The organism is Serratia sp. PAMC26656 (assembly GCF_016469055.2).
Lineage (GTDB): Bacteria > Pseudomonadota > Gammaproteobacteria > Enterobacterales > Enterobacteriaceae > Serratia > Serratia plymuthica.
The window spans coordinates 2864177-2881241 of record NZ_CP150486.1 but is presented as its reverse complement, the minus strand read 5'-3'; the positions used below and the strand labels follow the sequence as shown (position 1 = coordinate 2881241).

14 protein-coding genes are annotated in these 17065 nt (G+C 59.1%); 12 read left to right on the top strand and 2 right to left on the bottom strand.

Annotation, left to right across the window (positions count from 1 at the left end):
- Window positions 1-25 precede the first annotated feature (25 nt).
- The 8 genes from JEM67_RS14560 (at window position 26) to JEM67_RS14525 (ending at window position 9912) form a co-directional block, all read left to right on the top strand.
- Complete coding sequence (locus JEM67_RS14560; protein WP_013813023.1) at window positions 26-1387, top strand: alpha-glucosidase; 1362 nt, start codon at window positions 26-28, stop codon at window positions 1385-1387.
- A gap of 63 nt (window positions 1388-1450) precedes the next feature.
- Window positions 1451-2566 carry an ABC transporter ATP-binding protein gene (locus JEM67_RS14555; RefSeq protein ID WP_013813022.1) on the top strand — a complete coding sequence of 372 codons (1116 nt, stop codon included), beginning with the start codon at window positions 1451-1453 and terminating at the stop codon, window positions 2564-2566.
- A gap of 16 nt (window positions 2567-2582) precedes the next feature.
- Window positions 2583-4256 carry a glycoside hydrolase family 13 protein gene (locus JEM67_RS14550; protein WP_199635939.1) on the top strand — a complete coding sequence of 558 codons (1674 nt, stop codon included), beginning with the start codon at window positions 2583-2585 and terminating at the stop codon, window positions 4254-4256.
- Window positions 4257-4446: 190 nt separating this feature from the next.
- Window positions 4447-5418 (top strand): sugar ABC transporter substrate-binding protein, encoded by a 972-nt coding sequence (locus tag JEM67_RS14545; RefSeq protein WP_006325526.1) that lies wholly within the window; start codon window positions 4447-4449, stop codon window positions 5416-5418.
- A 4-nt stretch (window positions 5419-5422) separates the two neighbouring features.
- Entirely contained in the window at window positions 5423-6988 is a 1566-nt protein-coding gene (locus tag JEM67_RS14540) for a sugar ABC transporter ATP-binding protein (RefSeq protein WP_199635938.1), read from the top strand.
- Window positions 6985-8001: an ABC transporter permease gene (locus JEM67_RS14535; RefSeq protein WP_199635937.1), complete on the top strand. Its 1017-nt coding sequence runs from the start codon at window positions 6985-6987 to the stop codon at window positions 7999-8001. The genes JEM67_RS14540 and JEM67_RS14535 overlap by 4 nt, the downstream gene beginning before the upstream one ends.
- Entirely contained in the window at window positions 7998-8981 is a 984-nt protein-coding gene (locus tag JEM67_RS14530; protein WP_199635936.1) for an ABC transporter permease, read from the top strand. The genes JEM67_RS14535 and JEM67_RS14530 overlap by 4 nt, the downstream gene beginning before the upstream one ends.
- Entirely contained in the window at window positions 8968-9912 is a 945-nt protein-coding gene (locus JEM67_RS14525; RefSeq protein WP_199635935.1) for a carbohydrate kinase family protein, read from the top strand. Before JEM67_RS14530 ends, JEM67_RS14525 begins: the two co-directional genes overlap by 14 nt.
- Here the strand turns inward: JEM67_RS14525 and JEM67_RS14520 are convergent.
- Entirely contained in the window at window positions 9909-10937 is a 1029-nt protein-coding gene (locus tag JEM67_RS14520; RefSeq protein ID WP_199635934.1) for a 2-hydroxyacid dehydrogenase, read from the bottom strand. The genes JEM67_RS14525 and JEM67_RS14520 overlap by 4 nt on opposite strands.
- Window positions 10934-12445, bottom strand: coding sequence for an FGGY-family carbohydrate kinase (locus JEM67_RS14515; RefSeq protein WP_199635933.1), 1512 nt, complete (start codon window positions 12443-12445; stop codon window positions 10934-10936). Before JEM67_RS14515 ends, JEM67_RS14520 begins: the two co-directional genes overlap by 4 nt.
- Before the next feature lie 247 nt (window positions 12446-12692).
- Between JEM67_RS14515 and JEM67_RS14510 the strand changes: the two genes are divergently transcribed.
- The 4 genes from JEM67_RS14510 (at window position 12693) to JEM67_RS14495 (ending at window position 17005) form a co-directional block, all read left to right on the top strand.
- Entirely contained in the window at window positions 12693-13505 is an 813-nt protein-coding gene (locus JEM67_RS14510) for a MetQ/NlpA family ABC transporter substrate-binding protein (RefSeq protein WP_199635932.1), read from the top strand.
- Entirely contained in the window at window positions 13505-14485 is a 981-nt protein-coding gene (locus tag JEM67_RS14505; protein WP_199635931.1) for a methionine ABC transporter ATP-binding protein, read from the top strand. The genes JEM67_RS14510 and JEM67_RS14505 overlap by 1 nt, the downstream gene beginning before the upstream one ends.
- A complete protein-coding gene (locus JEM67_RS14500) occupies window positions 14482-15153 on the top strand; it encodes a methionine ABC transporter permease (protein ID WP_199635930.1) in 672 nt (223 codons plus the stop codon). Before JEM67_RS14505 ends, JEM67_RS14500 begins: the two co-directional genes overlap by 4 nt.
- A 409-nt stretch (window positions 15154-15562) precedes the next feature.
- Window positions 15563-17005 (top strand): sensor domain-containing diguanylate cyclase, encoded by a 1443-nt coding sequence (locus tag JEM67_RS14495; RefSeq protein ID WP_199635929.1) that lies wholly within the window; start codon window positions 15563-15565, stop codon window positions 17003-17005.
- Window positions 17006-17065: the final 60 nt, after the last annotated feature.

The window sequence follows — 17065 nt, the reverse complement described above, 5'->3', positions numbered from 1 at the left end:
TTAACCCTGAAGCAGGAGAAATGCAATGGCTACAAAAATCGTTTTAGTGGGCGCAGGCAGCGCGCAATTCGGCTACGGCACCCTGGGCGATATCTTCCAGAGCAAGACGCTGTACGGCAGTGAAATTGTGCTGCATGACATCAACCCGACCTCGCTGGCCGTGACCGAGAAAACCGCCCGTGACTTCCTGGCTGCGGAAGATCTGCCGTTTATCGTCAGCGCCACCACCGATCGCAAAACCGCGCTGAGCGGAGCGGAGTTCGTGATTATCTCCATTGAAGTGGGCGACCGCTTTGCCCTGTGGGATCTCGACTGGCAGATCCCGCAACAGTATGGCATTCAGCAGGTGTATGGTGAAAACGGTGGCCCTGGCGGGCTGTTCCACTCGCTGCGCATCATTCCACCGATCCTCGACATCTGCGCCGACGTGGCGGACATTTGCCCGAACGCCTGGGTATTCAACTACTCGAACCCGATGAGCCGCATTTGCACCACCGTGCATCGCCGTTTCCCGCAGCTCAACTTTGTCGGCATGTGCCATGAAATCGCCTCACTTGAGCGTTATCTACCAGAAATGCTCGGCACCTCCTTCGACAATCTCACTCTGCGCGCCGCCGGGCTGAACCACTTCAGCGTGTTGCTGGAGGCCAGCTATAAAGACAGCGGCAAAGACGCTTACGCCGACGTACGCGCCAAGGCACCGGACTATTTCTCCCGTCTGCCGGGCTACAGCGATATTCTGGCTTACACCCGCAATCACGGCAAATTGGTGGAGACAGAAGGCAGCACCGAACGCGATGCACTGGGCGGCAAAGACAGCGCCTATCCGTGGGCGGACCGCACGCTGTTCAAAGAGATCCTGGAGAAGTTTCACCATTTGCCGATCACCGGCGACAGCCACTTTGGCGAGTACATCCGTTGGGCCAGCGAAGTCAGCGATCACCGCGGTATCCTCGATTTCTACACCTTCTACCGCAACTATCTGGGGCATGTGCAGCCAAAAATCGAACTGAAGCTGAAAGAACGCGTGGTGCCGATCATGGAAGGGATCCTCACCGATTCCGGTTATGAAGAGTCTGCGGTCAACATTCCGAACCAGGGGTTTATCAAGCAACTGCCGGCGTTTATTGCCGTCGAAGTCCCGGCGATTATCGACCGCAAGGGTGTGCACGGCATCAAGGTCGACATGCCTGCGGGCATCGGTGGCCTGTTGAGCAACCAGATTGCGATTCACGATCTGACCGCCGACGCAGTGATTGAAGGCTCGCGCGACCTGGTTATCCAGGCGCTGCTGGTGGACTCGGTCAACGATAAATGCCGCGCGATACCGGAACTGGTGGACGTGATGATCTCACGCCAGGGGCCGTGGCTCGATTACCTGAAATAAGCCGGATGGCGGGGCGCGTGCTTGCGCCCCGTTGAATGCAACTACCTGGGGTTCGGGAGGAATATGGCGCAATTAACGCTGGAAAAACTGCAAAAACGCTATGGCGCTAACGCAGAGGTTATCAAGTCGCTGGATCTGCAGATCAACAGCGGGGAGTTCGTGGTGATCGTCGGGCCCTCCGGCTGCGGCAAATCAACGTTGCTGCGCATGATCGCCGGGCTGGAAGAGATCAGCAGCGGCGGCATGTATATCGATGGCAACTATGTCAATGACGATACGCCGGCCGAGCGTGGTATCGGTATGGTGTTCCAGTCCTACGCGCTCTATCCGCACATGAGCGTATACAAGAACATGGCGTTTGCGCTGGAACTTGCCGGCCATTCGGCGGAGGAGATCGACCGCCGGGTGCGCGAAAGCGCCCGCATTTTGCAGCTTGAACCCTTGCTGGAGCGGCGTCCGAAGGATTTGTCCGGCGGGCAACGCCAGCGGGTGGCGATTGGCCGAGCCATCGTGCGCGAGCCGAAGCTGTTTTTGTTCGATGAACCCTTGTCCAACCTCGATGCATCGTTGCGCGTACAAATGCGCATGGAGGTGGCCTCACTGCATAAACGGTTGGGTTCGACCATTATTTACGTGACTCACGATCAGGTCGAAGCCATGACGCTGGCCGACCGCATCGTGGTGCTCAACAAAGGGCATGTCGAGCAGGTGGGAACGCCGCTGGAGCTTTACGATCAGCCAGCCAACGAATTTGTCGCCCAGTTTATCGGCTCGCCGAAGATGAACCTGATCCCGGCCATCCTGCGGCGTGCCGGTGAGCGGCAGAGCGTGGTGGAACTGGACAACGGCAAAGCGCTGGTGTTGCCCATCGCCACACCGGTGGCGGCGGAAGGCCAGAGCGTCAACGTCGGCATTCGTCCAGAGCATATTCGCGGCGGTGAACAGGCGCAGTGCGAGTTTCATGGCGAGGTGATGTTCGTCGAGCATATGGGCAACGAAACCTACCTCTATCTGGATAACGGCAACGCGGCGGAACCCTGGGTGCTGCGCAATCCCGAACGCTCGACCATTCAGGCCGGAGAAACCGTCGGCGTGCGCCTGCCGGTAGAGTGTTGTTACCTGTTTGACCGCCAGGGCCGCGCGTTCCCTCGCATTTTGGCGTCGGAACAGGCGCATTGACATAAGGAAGCATGACATGAGCGGTGCGCAAACGGCGCGGTGGTGGAAAGAGGCGGTGGTTTATCAAATCTACCCGCGCAGCTTTATGGATTCCAACGGTGACGGCATTGGCGATCTGAACGGCATTACCGCGCGGCTGGACTATTTGCAATGGTTGGGCGTAGACGCCCTGTGGATCTGCCCGATGTACCGTTCGCCGAACGACGACAATGGCTACGATATCAGCGATTATCAGGCGATCATGACCGAGTTTGGCACCATGGCGGACTTTGATCGCCTGCTGGCGGAGGCGCATGCGCGCGGCATGCGGCTGATACTCGATCTGGTGGTGAACCACACGTCGGACGAACATCCGTGGTTTATTGAATCCTGCTCATCAAAATCCAGCGCCAGGCGCGACTGGTATATCTGGCGCGATGGCAAAAACGGCGCGGAGCCCAATAACTGGGAGAGCATTTTCAATGGTTCGGCCTGGAAGTACCATCCCGGCAGCGAACAATACTTCCTGCATCTGTTCTCCGAGCGTCAGCCGGATCTGAACTGGGAGAACCCGCAGGTGCGCGCAGCGCTGTATGACATGATGCGTTGGTGGCTGGACAAGGGCATCGATGGTTTCCGTATCGACGCCATTTGCCATATGAAAAAACAGCCGGGGCTGACCGACATGCCGAACCCGCAAGGGGTGCGTTACGTACCGTCGTTCGAACGGCATCTCAACTACGATGGGCTGCTGGATTACGTTGATGAGATGTGTGAACAGGTGTTTAGCCGCTACGACATCATGACGGTGGGGGAAATGAACGGCGCTTCGGCGGAACAGGGAGAGGACTGGGTGGGAGAGCGGCATGGCCGCTTGAACATGATTTTCCAGTTCGAGCACGTCAAACTGTGGGAAACCGCCAATCAGCAGGCGCCGGATACCGGGCTGGATCTGATCGGCCTCAAAAGCATTTTCACCCGCTGGCAGACGCTATTGGAGGGCAAGGGCTGGAACGCGCTGTACGTCGAGAACCACGATATTCCGCGCGTGGTGTCGAAATGGGGGGACGACGGGCGCTACCAACGCGAAAGCGCCACCGCCATTGCCGCGATGTATTTTCTGATGCAGGGAACGCCGTTTATTTATCAGGGGCAGGAATTGGGCATGACCAATACCCATTTTGCCGGCCTGGATGACTTTAACGATGTCGCCACCAAAAATCGCGCCGCCGATCTGCGCCGACAGGGAATGGATGAGGATCGGATCCTGGCGACGCTGCGCCGCAGTTCGCGTGATAACTCACGCACGCCAATGCCGTGGAACGACGGACCTAACGGCGGCTTTAGCGCCGCAACGCCGTGGTTTGCGCTTAACGCCAACTACCGCGATATCAACGTGGCGCGCCAGAGTGGGGAGCCGGATTCGGTGCTGAATTTCTACCGTGCGCTGATCCGGTTACGTAAACAGACCCCGGCGCTGCTGTATGGCCGTTACCGATTGCTGCTGGACGAACATCGGCATATTTACGCCTATACCCGCACCCTGGATGACCGGCAACTGCTGGTGCTGTGCAACCTGAGCGGCGAACCGCAGCAGGTTGATCCCCAATCTCTGGCGCTGGACAGTTGGCAACTGCGGTTGGGTAATTACCCGCAGAACGGAGAGCCGCAGCGGCTGCGCCCTTATGAGACGCGGATTTATCAGGCATAGGGGCTTATTCAACCCGCTTTGCGGCCGGGGCCTGGGTGTAAACGGAGAGCCGCACCGGCCGCATTTTCATCCCACGGAACAATCCCGCTTTTTAACTAACCATAACCGGTATTGTTATTTCGCTTTGCCATAGCCTGTTGCTAGCTTTTGTTCGTTCCATCAGGGGATGAATAACAGGGTAATAACAGAAATGACAAAAAAACTTATTAAAATCACAGCGCTGGCACTGTCAGTTTTCGCTGCTCATGGCGCCCAGGCGGCGCTTTCATTGCAGGGGAAAACCATTGGCGTGGCGGTGGTCGGCACGCAGCATTTTTGGGATCGCGAAGCGTTCAAAGGCGCCAGTGACGAAGTGGAGCATCTGGGTGGCAAAGTGGTGGCGGTCGATGGCGGCCGCGATAACCAGGTACATGCCGACAATCACGATATCCTGCTGGCGCGCAAGGTGGATGCGGTGATCAGCATTTTGGGCGACAGCGCCGTCGAGCCTAAATTCAAAGCGTTGCGCGCCGCCGGGATCCCGGTATTCACCGTCGACCACGTATCGCCGTATTCCATCAACAACACCACCTCGGACAACTACAGCATCGGCAGCACCATTGGCCGCTATACCGCCGAGGCGCTGGGCGGCAAAGGCAATGTGGCGGTGTTCAACGCCTTCTCCAACTCACTGCGCATCTGCGGCATTCGCTACGATCTGTGGAAGTACGTGTTGAAAGATTACCCGGACATCAAAATCATTCAACCGGAGCTGGCCGAGCAATACGCCAATTCGCCGGAAGATGCGCGCAAGAAAACCCTCGAACTGTTAAGCCAGCATCCGAAAGGCACGCTGGACGCAATTCACGTCGCCTGCTGGGACCAGCCGGCGATCGGTATCGTGCAGGCGCTGGAAGAGAGCGGCCGCGCCGGCGACGTTAAGGTCACGGCGATCGACGCCGGGCCGGAAACCCTGGAAATCATGGCGGAAAAGGGCAGCCCGCTGGTTGCCAACGTGGCGCAACAGCCGCGGTTAATCGGCACCACTTCAGCGGATAACGTGGCGCGTTATTTCGCCGGCGAGAAGTTGCAACCGCAAACCTTTGTGCCGGTATTGCCGGTGAAAGGGCCGGAAGAGGCAAAAGCGGTGTACAAACAGCTCGGCTACGGCGAGCTGAAATAACGCCATGGGCCAGCAGGAAACGCAGGCCGCTCCCGCCGTGGGCGGCCTGGAAATGATTGGCATCGAGAAACGTTTTCCCGGTACCCAGGCGCTCAGCGGTGCCTCACTGCGAGTGCTGCCGGGCGAAGTCCACGGCTTGATTGGCGAAAATGGCGCCGGTAAATCCACGTTGATCAAGATCCTCGCCGGGGTTTATACGCAAGACGGCGGGGAGATTCGCATTGGCGGCCGGCGGCTGGCTTCCGTCACCCCGGCGGCGATACGGGCGGCCGGCGTGCGATTTATCCATCAGGAACTGCATTTGATCCCGCACTTCACCGTGGCGGAGTCCGTGTATGTCGGCCAGGAGCGGCGTAACCGTTGGCTGGGATTGGACAAGCGCGGCATGCGTCATGACGCAGAACGGTTTTTGTCAGAGGTGCTGGACACCCGCCTGGACGGTAACCGACTGGTCCGCGATCTCAGCATTGCCGAGTGCAAGCTGGTGCAGATAGCCCGGGCGTTAATCGACGGGCAGGCGCAACTGGTGGTGTTTGACGAGCCTACTGCGCCGCTGGAAGCCAGAGAGTCGCAATTGTTGTTTAACGCGATTGCCCGGTTGAAACAGCGCGGCATCGCCATTATTTACGTCTCTCATTATCTCGCGGAAATCGCCCAGATTTGTGACCGCGTCACGGTGTTTCGCAATGGCCGCGACGTGGGCACCTTGCAACAACTGGGCGATGGCGATATTGCACGCATGATCCCGATGATGGTCGGCCGCGAAATCACCCACCTGTTTGCCCCGCGCCCGGCACGACGGGCGGCGGCGGAGCCCTGGCTTAGCGCAGAAAGTCTGTCGGACGGTGCACAGCTGCGCGATGTCAGCTTGCAACTGGCGCCGGGGGAGATCGTCGGCATCGCCGGGTTGCTGGGTTCTGGCCGCGAAGCCTTGATCGACGCTCTGTATGGATTGCGCCTGCTGAAGCAGGGGCAACTGCGCATAGCCGGCAAGCCGGTGCGCATCGCTTCCCCGGCACAAGCCACTGCCGCAGGGATGGCGCTGGTGCCTCGCGATCGGCGGCATACCGGTCTGGTGTTGCCCATGCCGGTGGCGGACAACATCAACCTGGCGTCGCTTGGCACATTGGCGCGTGCGGGGTGGGAACTGCGCAAAAAGGCCCGGCTGCACGCCAAAACGCTGGCGGAACAGTTGGATATCCGCCCGCGTAATCTGCAATTGCCGGTGCGTTTGTTAAGCGGCGGCAATCAGCAAAAGGCGATTCTGGCGCGCTGGCTGGCGACTAACCCACAACTGTTGATCCTCGACGAACCTACCCTGGGCGTAGACATCGGCGCCAAGGCGGAGATTTACCAACTGATTGCCGCCCAGGCGGTTGAAGGGCGCTGCGTGCTGGTGTCGTCCAGCGACGGCAGCGAACTGATTGGGCTGTGCGATCGCATTCTGGTGATGTTGCGCGGCGAGATTGTCGCGAATGTCCGTACCGCCGGGCTGACGCAGGACGCGCTACTGGCGTTGACCAGCGGCGGTTCAACGGCGTCCCCTTTAGTACAGGAGCCGGTTCTATGAGCCAATTGACCGAGGGCAATGTGGCGGCACGCTCCTCCCGGCGTCGCTTTTTACCGCCCGGAGAGCAGATCGCCAATAAAATTCCGCTGTTGTTGTTTGCCGCGCTGTTGCTGTTTTTCTGTTTGCAGGCACCGTACTTCACCAGTTGGCAGAATCTGAGCACTATCCTCAAACAAAGCGTGCCGCTGGCGATACTGTGTTTTGGCCTGACCTGCGTGATCAGCGGCGGCGGTGATGACGTGGTTTCCGGCGGCATCGATATTTCCCTGCCGGCGATCGCCGTGTTGGGGGCGGCTATCATCAGTAACGGCCTGACTCACGACGGTGACGGTTATCTGTGGCTGGCGGTGCTGGCGTTTGGCGCAGCGCTGTTGGCGGGGGGCGTCAACGCTTTGCTGGTGGTGGCCGTCGGGTTGCCGCCGTTGCTGGCAACGCTGGCCAGTTCGGTGGCGGTGGTGGGTATCGCCAACCTGATCACCCAACAGCGGCGCATCAGCGTCAGTGACGCGGCCATTGTCGCGCTGCGTGACGACACCTGGCTGGGGTTGCCGCTGATGGTTTGGTTAATGCTCGCCGCGCTGGCGTTGTTTGGCTGGGCATTGCACCACACCCGTTGGGGCATGCAGTTGCAGGCGGCGGGCGGCAATCGCGAAGCGGCGGAGATCTCCGGTTTGCGCGTCAAACAGCTGGTGATTGGCTCTTACCTGCTGGCGGCGGCCGCGGCCGGGTTGGCGGCCTTTGCCCTGGTAGCTCGTGGCTCAGGCAGCTCACCCGGCAGTGAAGAACCGCTGCTGCTGGAAATGGTACTGGCGACCTTTATCGGCGCGGCCTTCTCGCGCCGGCGAGTCGTGACCGTCTGGGGGGCGCTGCTGGGGGCCTTGCTGGTCAATGCGTTGTCGAACGGGCTGGCGCTGTTGCGGGTAGACATCTTTTGGGTCGGGGCGATCAAAGGCGGGCTGATCCTGCTGGTGTTGGCCGCCGCTACAAGGCAAAACCGGGGGGGAAACCCATGACGGCGTTGAACAAACTGCTGATTCGCTACGGCTTTATGCTGATTGTTATCGTCTTTTTCCTGTTCTTCTCTTGGGGCAATAGCGTGTTTTACAGCCTGGGTAATCTCAGTAATTTGTTACAGGGTAACGCAATATTGTTGATTGTCGCGCTGGCCATGACGCTGGTAGTGACCGCCGGTGGCGTTGACCTGTCGGTGGGCGTCGCGCTGGATTTTGGCGCGGCTTTTGCGCTGATCGCCCTGAAGCAATACCAGCTCAGTTGGCAAATGGCGATAGTCGCCGCGCTGGCCGGCGGCGCACTGATCGGTGCACTCAATGCGTTGCTGATCGTTTACTTCCGGGTTAAGCCCTTTTTGGCGACGCTCGGCACCTTTTTCATCGGCAGCAGCATCGAACGTATTTATACCGACGGTGGGGGTTCGATCGCCTACCGCCGCATGGCGCAGCAGTATCACGATCTGGCGGTGGGCAACCTCGGCGGCGTGCCGTTACCGATAGTTATCGCGGCCGTACTGCTGCTGGGCTATTTTCTGTTTTTCGAGCGCACCATCTTCGGCAAGCGGATTCATGCCATCGGACTGAACCCGCAGGCAGCCCGCGCGGTGGGGATCCGCAATGGTCGTTACCTGTGCTGGCTGTTGATCGCCTCAGGCATGACCTGCGCGCTGGGAGGCGTGATCCTTTCGGCCAACCTGCGCCAGTTTACCCCGCTGGCCGGGCAGGCCTATTTACTGGACGCCATCGCGGCGGTGTTTATCGGCACCGCGTTTCATCCGCAGGGGCGCCCCAACGTGTTGGGCACGCTGGTTGGCGTGCTGTTCCTGGGCATGGTGGCGAACGGCCTGAACCTGATGGGGCTGAATTTTATGGTGAAAGATGCGCTGACCGGCGTGATCCTGGTGGTGGCGCTGGCGCTGTCCTTTATCCAGAGCCGGTTAAAACAGACGCAACAGGCGGAGGCTGGCGGTGAGTCAATATGATGCGGTCTTTGTCGGTCTAACCTTGCTCGATATCGCGGGGCGGCCGGTCAGCGCTATCCCGGCAGGCGGCGGCGTGCAGTTTATTGAGCAGATCCGGCTGAACCCGGCGGGCACCGCCAGCGGTGCGGTGATGAATGCCGCCAAGCTGGGGATATGCACTGCCACCTCGGCCTGTCTTGGTGAGGATGAAAAGGCGGAGTTTATCCTCAGTGCCTACCGTCGGCTGGGCATCGATTGCTCGCTGATCCAGCGCACGACGCTGGCGGAAACGTCCGCCACCATTTTGCCGATCAGGCCCAACGGCGAGCGCCCGGCGCTGCATTACCGTGGGGCCTCGGATTTCCTGTTCGTTGACGAATCGGATTTTGATGCGCTGTGCGATACCCGTTTTTTGCATCATGGCGGCACCGGGCTGCTGGCGGCGATGGACGACGGTCAAAGCGCCAAATTGCTGCGCCATGCCAAACGGCTCGGCGTTACCACCAGTGTCGACCTGATTGCGCCTGGCCCGCATACCCTGGCGTTGTTGCTGCCGCTGTTGGCCAGCGTCGATTACTTTATGCCGTCGCTGGAGGAGGCTGCTTACCTGTCCGGTCGGCAAACGCCGCAGGAGATTGGCGCGTTCTTCCTCGACCAGGGGGTGGGGAGCTGTATTTTCAAAGCCGGTGAGCAGGGATCCTTTATCGTCACCCGCGATGCCTGCGTGCGCATTCCGGCCTATCAGGTTGAGGTCGTGGACACCACCGGCTGCGGCGACAGCTACTGCGGTGGGTTTATCGCCGGGCTAAGCCGTGGGCTGGCGGTGCCGGAAGCCTGCTTGCTGGCGACGGCGGTGGCGGGGTTGGTTGCAGGCGGGTTGGGATCGGACGCCGGGGTGATCGACTGGGAACACACCCGGCGGTTTATGCAGCAAACGCCGCGCAGCGCTTAGCGCCAGGCGTACAGCAGCGGCTCGCCTTTGAGATAGCGTTGTATGTCCTGGGCGATCATCTCGGTATGTTTGACCAGCGTCTCCCGCGTGGCACCGGCGATGTGCGGCGTAATCACCACGTTGTCGAACTCGGTGATAAACGGATGCCGACGGTCAATAGGTTCGCTGGCGTACACGTCCAGCGCCGCGCCGGCCAACCGTTTTGCCCGCAGGGCGGCAATCAGATCTTCTTCAATCACCACCGCCGCGCGCGAGGTATTGATAAACAGCGCGTGGGGTTTCATGCGGTTAAACAATTCGCGGCCAATCAGCCCGTCGGTTTGCGGCGTCGCCTTCAGGTGCAGGCTGATAAAATCGGCGTCGCTGAACAGCCGTTCCAGCGTGGTTTTCTCGATGCCCGGCTCGTTAATTTCCACGCCGGAAACGTAAGGGTCCGCCACCAACAGCCGCATGCCGAAAGCCCGGGCAATACGGCCGACGCGTTGGCCAATGCTGCCGTAACCGACGATGCCCAGCGTTTTGTTGCGCAGTTCGCTGCCTTTAAACACTTCATAAGGGCTGGATTTATCCACGTCCCACACCACATCGCTGCGCAGACCCTCTTTGGCCGCCGCCGCTTGCGGCTGCTCGCGGGTGAACTCACCGCGTTTGAGCGCTGCGTGGGCCTGGGGAATATGGCGGGCCAGGTTCAGCATTAGCGCCAGCGTCAGCTCCGCCGCAGCGTCCGAATTGCGGCTTGGGGTGTAGATCACCGGAATATTGCGCCGTGCGGCGGCCTGCAGGTCAATATTGACCGGATTGGCGCGGGTACAGGCAATCAGTTGCAACTGCGGGCAGGCGTCGATCACCCGGGCGGTAATATCGTCGTAGCTGGTGATGATAAAGCTGGCGTCATGGGCCAGATCAATCAGCGCGTCTTCGTTCAGTTTGCTTTCGCCGGCCGCCCAACCGCGGATGACCAACTCGCCCAATTGGCGGAAATCATCAAGCGAGCCGGCATATTCAGCGGTAAAGAGGGTTTTCATGGTGCGGGGGTTCCTGCGTTAAGGGCATTGAGTATTTGCTCCCGGCTTTGCCACAGCGGTTCAAGCTGATGGCGTAACTGGCGGAACAGTGGATAGAGTGCCTGATAGATCTGTTGGTTGGCCGGATCGGGGATAAATAGCCGGCGGCTTTCGGCTTGAACAAGCGTTTCATGTGACACCGTCACGCCAATGCTTTGCGCCGCCAAAATAGCCACGCCTCGGGCACTCAGCTCTTTCACCCGGCTGGTGATCACCCGCCGGCCGGTGCAGTCGGCGATGATCTGCAACCATACGTCCGAAGCGGCTCCGCCGCCGGCAAGGTAAAGATCGCCCTGCGGCGGGTAATCGTGCAGCGAGTCTTTAATGGCAAATGCCAGCCCTTCAAACACCGCCCGCAGCAGGTGCAGATTGCCGGTATGCTGACCGATGCCGAAAAAACCTGCGCGGGCCGCCTGGCTGTAGAAGGGGGCGCGTTCACCGTTCAGATAGGGCTGATAGATCACGCCGCCGCTGCCGGCGGGAATGGTGGCGATCTGCTCGCCAATACGCTCGAGATCGCCATCGCCGGCCAGCTCACGTACCGCCCAGTCCAGGTTCGGCGTGCCCGCTTGCATGGCGAACAGGTTGATATAACGTCCTTGTTGCGCATGGGCGATAAAGCGCGTTTTCGGGCTGACCTGCGCCAGGCTGTTGCAGACAATGCCGGTGCAGCAGGTGGTGCCCAAAAGGGTGTAAACGTCGTCATGATGCACGGCGCCAATGCCCAACGCTGCCGCCGACACATCCAGCGCACCGGCGCATACCGGAATGCCCGCCGCCAGCCCGGTGACAGCCGCCGCCTGCACCGTAATCTCTCCTGCGCGTTGGCCGGGGCGCAACAGCGGCGGGAAAAGCGGCCGAAGGGCCTGCAGGCCCAGCGCCGTCAAGACCTCGTCGGAGAGCGTTTCGCTGTGAAGATCGAGCAGTGAGGTGCCGGTATCCGTCAACTCAATATTTGCCGCACCGGTCAGACGATAGCGGATCCAGTCTTTGGCGAAGAAGAAATAGCGCGTGCTATTTAGCGCGGCGGGCTGATTTTCCGCCAACCATTTCAGGATCAGCGAACTGTTGCACGGCAGCAGGCGGGTGCCGGTCGCCCGAAACAACCTTTCTTCCCGTTCCGGCTGTTGCTTTAGACGCGCCACTAAAGGCGCGCTCCGGGTATCGCTCCATAAAATGGCCTTGCGAACCGGTCGCCCTGCAGCATCGACCAGCCAGGCGCCTTCGCCCTGGCCCGAGAGGCCAATGGCGCGGATGCGCCCTTGTTGCAACAACGGCGAATCGGCCAGCGTTCGCAATGTCGTGACCACATTGCGCCACAGCTGTTCCATATCTTGCTCGGCATAACCGGGGAACGGCACTTCGGTCAGGTTGTCGGCGCTGGCAACCTGGCATTGATTAAACTGCTCGTCGAATAAAACCGATTTGATCTTCGAAGTACCTATGTCGATGCCGAGATAATAATCCATGAGAGCGCCAGCCTGCGGGGAACGAGGCTGCCAGCGTAGCAATGAAGGAACGGATCCCATATGCCATTTCCGGGAAAGCTAATTCATTAATAAGATTATGATTATTAATACCTTATAACGGAATGGTATTGGTGGTGCGCGAAGGCTTGGTGCTAGTTTTTTATTACTTTATGGCATCAAATTACCATAAATAAGAACGTACGGTTCTTAACCGGCGCAGAGGTTTGATCTTTCCTTGGGGGTGACCATGTTTAAAACGACGATTTCCCGTTTGGCTCTGCTGACGGCGCTCGCGCTACCGGCCTCTCTGTTGGCGGCGGAACCGCTGCGGGTGGCGGCCGATCCGGTGCCCCATGCGGAGATCCTGGCCTACGTGCAGAAAATTGACCCGCAGCTGAAACTGAAGGTGATTGAGATCAGTAACGGCGTGAATTCCAATGAGCTGCTGGCGCACGGCGACGTGGATGCCAACTACTTCCAGCACCTGCCTTATCTGCATTCGCAAGAGCAGGCGCTGGGCACAAAATTTGCCGTGGCGGCGACGGTGCATATCGAACCGTTGGGCATCTATTCGAGCAAGTATAAAAAACTGAGCGAGGTGCCGGACAACGCCAAGGTGGCGGTGCCCAATAACGTCACCAACCTGAGCCGGGCGCTATACCTGCTGCAGGCGCAAGAGTTGATTACCCTGAAAGCCGGTTTTAACGATCCGGCCAAGGATCAGGCAACGCCAAAAGACATCGCCGGTAACCCCAAACACCTCAAGATACTGGAGATTGAATCGCCGCAGATCCCGCGTGCATTGGATGACGTCGATTTGGCGGTGATTAACGGCAACTATGCGCTGGAGGCGGGGCTTACGCCAGCCAAGGACGCGCTGGGGCTGGAAAGCCCGAAAAATAATCCGTATGCCAATATTCTGGTTACTACGCCGCAACTGGAGAGCGATCCGCGCATCAAACAGCTGGCCAAAGATTTGCAGTCGCCGGAAGTGGCCAAATTCATTCAGCAAAAATATCAGGGCTCGGTGATCCCCGTGGCACCTGCGGACGCCGGCTGATGATTGTCGTAGAAGGGCTCGGTAAAACCTACGGCGCCGGTGAACCGCCGGCGCTGGAACAGGTGTCGCTTACCATTAACGACGGCTCGGTGTTCGGTATTATCGGCCGCAGCGGCGCGGGCAAGAGCACCCTGATCCGCTGCCTTAATTTACTGGAGCGGCCCAGCACGGGCCGCATTTTGATGGACGGGCGCGATCTGACCCAACTGAGCGAAGCGGAACTGCGGCGCCAGCGCCAACGTATCGGTATGATATTTCAGGGGTTCAATCTGCTGCATGCCCGCAACGTGCGGGATAACATCACCGTGCCGCTGGAGATCGCCGGCGTACCGCGTGCGGAACGCATTCGCCGCGCCGGTGAACTGCTCGATCTGGTCGGGCTGAACGACAAGGCACGCGCTTTTCCTTCCCAGCTTTCTGGCGGGCAGAAACAGCGCGTCGGTATCGCTAGGGCGTTGGCTGCCCGGCCGGACTATTTGCTTTCCGATGAGGCGACCAGCGCGTTGGATCCGGAAACCACCGCTTCTATTCTTGCCTTGTTGAAAGACATCAACCGCCAGTTGGGATTAACCATTGTACTGATCACTCACGAACTGGACGTGGTGAAAGCCATTTGTGACCATGCGGCGCTGCTGGCTGCCGGTCGGGTGGTTGAATGGGGGCCGATTGGCGAGTTGCTGGCGAACCCGGCATCGCCGCTGGGGCAGGCGCTGTTGCCGGGCTGCCTGACGCCGGTGGCGCCGGAAACCCAGGTGGCGGAGCTGACATTTTTCGACAGCGTGCGCGCCTCACCGGTGCTCAGCGAACTGGCGCAGCGCCATGCGGTGGACGTTACGCTGCTGGGTGGGGGCGTTGAACTGATTGCCGGCCAGAGCGTCGGCCGTTTCCGCGTGGGTTTGCGATCGCCGCAGGGCGGCTTGCCGCTGGCGGAGGTGGTGGCATTCCTCAATCAACGGGGTGTGAGGGCCGAATTACTATGAGAAACCTATTGCCCTGGGAAGATCTTCTGGCGCTGGTGCTGAACGCCACCGGCGAAACCTTGTATATGGTGGCGCTGGCATCGCTGTTTACCTTATCGATCGGTCTGCCGCTTGGCGTGGTGCTGTTTATCACCCGCAAACAGGGCATCTTGCCCGCACCGCGCATCAACGGGGCGCTGGGCGCTATCGTCAATCTGGGGCGCTCTCTGCCGTTTGTGGTGCTGTTGATAGCCTTGATCCCGTTAACCCGGCTGATTATCGGCACCACGTTAGGCAGTTCCGCGGCGGTAGTGCCGATCACCATTGGCGCTTTTCCGTTCTTTGCGCGCATCGTCGAGTCTGCATTGGATGAGGTGGAAAAAGGGCGGATCGAGGCGATTTTGTCGATGGGCGGCAATGCACGCCACGTCATTTTTAAAGTGCTGCTGCCGGAAGCCTTGCCGACGCTGCTGGCCGGGCTGACGCTGACGGTGGTGATGCTGATTGGTTTTTCTTCCATGGCCGGCGTGATCGGCGGAGGCGGATTAGGCGATCTGGCGATCCGTTATGGTTATCAACGTTTCAACAATCAGGTGATGGTCGCGACGGTGATTATTTTGGTGATCCTGGTGCAGGGCGTGCAAACCCTGGGCGATCGTCTGGTCCGCTCGTTGGCGCATCGGCGTTAGAGGTCGCTGACCATCGCTGTGATGTACCGAAAAATGCTTTGAAATTACGGGAAACCTGCCACAACAAGGCGCCGTTGATAACGGCGCCAAAGGTCTAAACATCATGGCCACAGGCTCAGGCTGTGTGGCTATCCTTCAGTAACCCGCACGTTATTCATGCCAACGCTTTCTCCCTTGTTCCTGGTTTGCGGTATGCATGCAGGAAGGTGGGTGTATTGCCCCATTTGGCGCTACAGTTGAAATATATTGGCGAACCTTCAATTAACAGGTGATCGGACCTGTGAAAGTCGCAATAATGCCACTCTGGCCGCTCATTTTTCACGCGTACCCTCATGTATGATGAATCGATTGTCGCCCTCATCATATTGGCAGGATTTTATCCGTATTCTTTGAATGCTCTGGAAGCAAGATGCACACCACCCAGTCACCTGACACCACAACATTACAGCCAGCGCTCACCGTCTTTATACTGGTGTTCGCCGCTTGTATCTTTGGTATTGAGAGCCGGCCCATTGGCTTTCTGGCGGCCTTTTGGCCGAGCAATGCGGTGTTGCTGGCGGTGTTCGTTCGTTATCCGGGGCTTGTCAGCCGTTTAGGCTGGGTGATGGCGATGTTGGGATATTTGACGGCAGATCTGATCACCGGCAGCACGCTCGACAAAACCCTGTTGCTGAACGGCGCCAACATTGCCGGTGTCGTGGTGGGGTATCAGTTGTTTAAGCGTGTGCCGCCGCAGGTCAGAACGCTGGAGCGCACGTCAGCCAGCGTTTATCTGTTTGCGATTTGTCTGGCCAGCGCCGGCACCACCGGGGTGATCGGAGCCGGGGCCTCGGTGTTGCTGTTTGATCGCGAGTATTTCCCCGCGCTGGCGCTGTGGATGTCTTCGGAGTTTACCAATTACATTACCCTGATGCCGTTTATCCTGGCCTTTCCTGCCGATTGGCGGGGCTATCTGCGCGGTATCGTTCAGGGTATGACGCAACGGCGTGAGTGGTATAACACCGGCAGAAAACTGGCGGTTCTGGTGCTGTTATTGCTGGCCTGCGTCGGCAGTATCCTGATTGGTGGCCCCGGCGCGGTGATTTTCCCGATGCCAATCCTGCTGTGGCTGGCGATGTCGTTTTCACTCTTCACCACCCTGGTGGTGGTACTGATCTACGTTTTATGGTGCCATCTGGCCATTGATTTGGGTCTGATCGCCATTAACGTCGATATGAAGGCGTTGCAGAACACCGTGTCGATGCGGCTGGGGGTGGCGCTGCTGGCGCTGGGGCCGATTGCGATCGCCAGCATGAATTTCGCCCGCAATGCACTGCTGCGGCAACTGGAACACGTGGCGAACCATGACGCGCTGACCCATGTGCTGACGCGTAATGCCTTTATGCAGCGCGGCACGCGGCTGCTCAATCAAAAAGGCGAGCAGGTCTGCATCATGATGCTGGACATCGACTACTTCAAATCCATCAACGATCGCTTTGGGCACGCAGGCGGTGACGCCGCGCTGATGTCCTTTACCCGCGCCATCACCGGCGACCTGCGCGATTCCGATCTGTTTGGTCGCATGGGTGGGGAGGAGTTCGCGATCGTTGCGCTTATCGAACGTCAGCAAGATGCGATGTATCTGGCCGAACGCCTGCGTCGGCGGGTGGAAATCGAATCGATCGCCATGCCCGCCGGCAATCATCTGCAAATCACCGTCAGCATCGGTATGGTGACCTGCATCGGCGGTACAGAGCAAAATCTCGATAATCTGTTGAAAATCGCCGACATGGCAGTCTACAAAGCCAAAAACAGCGGCCGCAATCGCGTCGCCACGCCAGAAATATCCCCACTGATTTACAGCGACCGCTGAAACCCGCCACTTGTCGTTCATGGTTGACCCCGTCCAGCGGGTCTAAAATGGAAGGGAGCG

Coding starts and splice junctions, on each gene's coding strand:
- JEM67_RS14560 (WP_013813023.1), top strand. CDS start 26: ATGGCTACAAAAATCGTTTTAGTGGGCGCAGGCAGCGCGCAATTCGGC.
- JEM67_RS14555 (WP_013813022.1), top strand. CDS start 1,451: ATGGCGCAATTAACGCTGGAAAAACTGCAAAAACGCTATGGCGCTAAC.
- JEM67_RS14550 (WP_199635939.1), top strand. CDS start 2,583: ATGAGCGGTGCGCAAACGGCGCGGTGGTGGAAAGAGGCGGTGGTTTAT.
- JEM67_RS14545 (WP_006325526.1), top strand. CDS start 4,447: ATGACAAAAAAACTTATTAAAATCACAGCGCTGGCACTGTCAGTTTTC.
- JEM67_RS14540 (WP_199635938.1), top strand. CDS start 5,423: ATGGGCCAGCAGGAAACGCAGGCCGCTCCCGCCGTGGGCGGCCTGGAA.
- JEM67_RS14535 (WP_199635937.1), top strand. CDS start 6,985: ATGAGCCAATTGACCGAGGGCAATGTGGCGGCACGCTCCTCCCGGCGT.
- JEM67_RS14530 (WP_199635936.1), top strand. CDS start 7,998: ATGACGGCGTTGAACAAACTGCTGATTCGCTACGGCTTTATGCTGATT.
- JEM67_RS14520 (WP_199635934.1), bottom strand. CDS start 10,937: ATGAAAACCCTCTTTACCGCTGAATATGCCGGCTCGCTTGATGATTTC.
- JEM67_RS14515 (WP_199635933.1), bottom strand. CDS start 12,445: ATGGATTATTATCTCGGCATCGACATAGGTACTTCGAAGATCAAATCG.
- JEM67_RS14510 (WP_199635932.1), top strand. CDS start 12,693: ATGTTTAAAACGACGATTTCCCGTTTGGCTCTGCTGACGGCGCTCGCG.
- JEM67_RS14505 (WP_199635931.1), top strand. CDS start 13,505: ATGATTGTCGTAGAAGGGCTCGGTAAAACCTACGGCGCCGGTGAACCG.
- JEM67_RS14500 (WP_199635930.1), top strand. CDS start 14,482: ATGAGAAACCTATTGCCCTGGGAAGATCTTCTGGCGCTGGTGCTGAAC.
- JEM67_RS14495 (WP_199635929.1), top strand. CDS start 15,563: ATGCACACCACCCAGTCACCTGACACCACAACATTACAGCCAGCGCTC.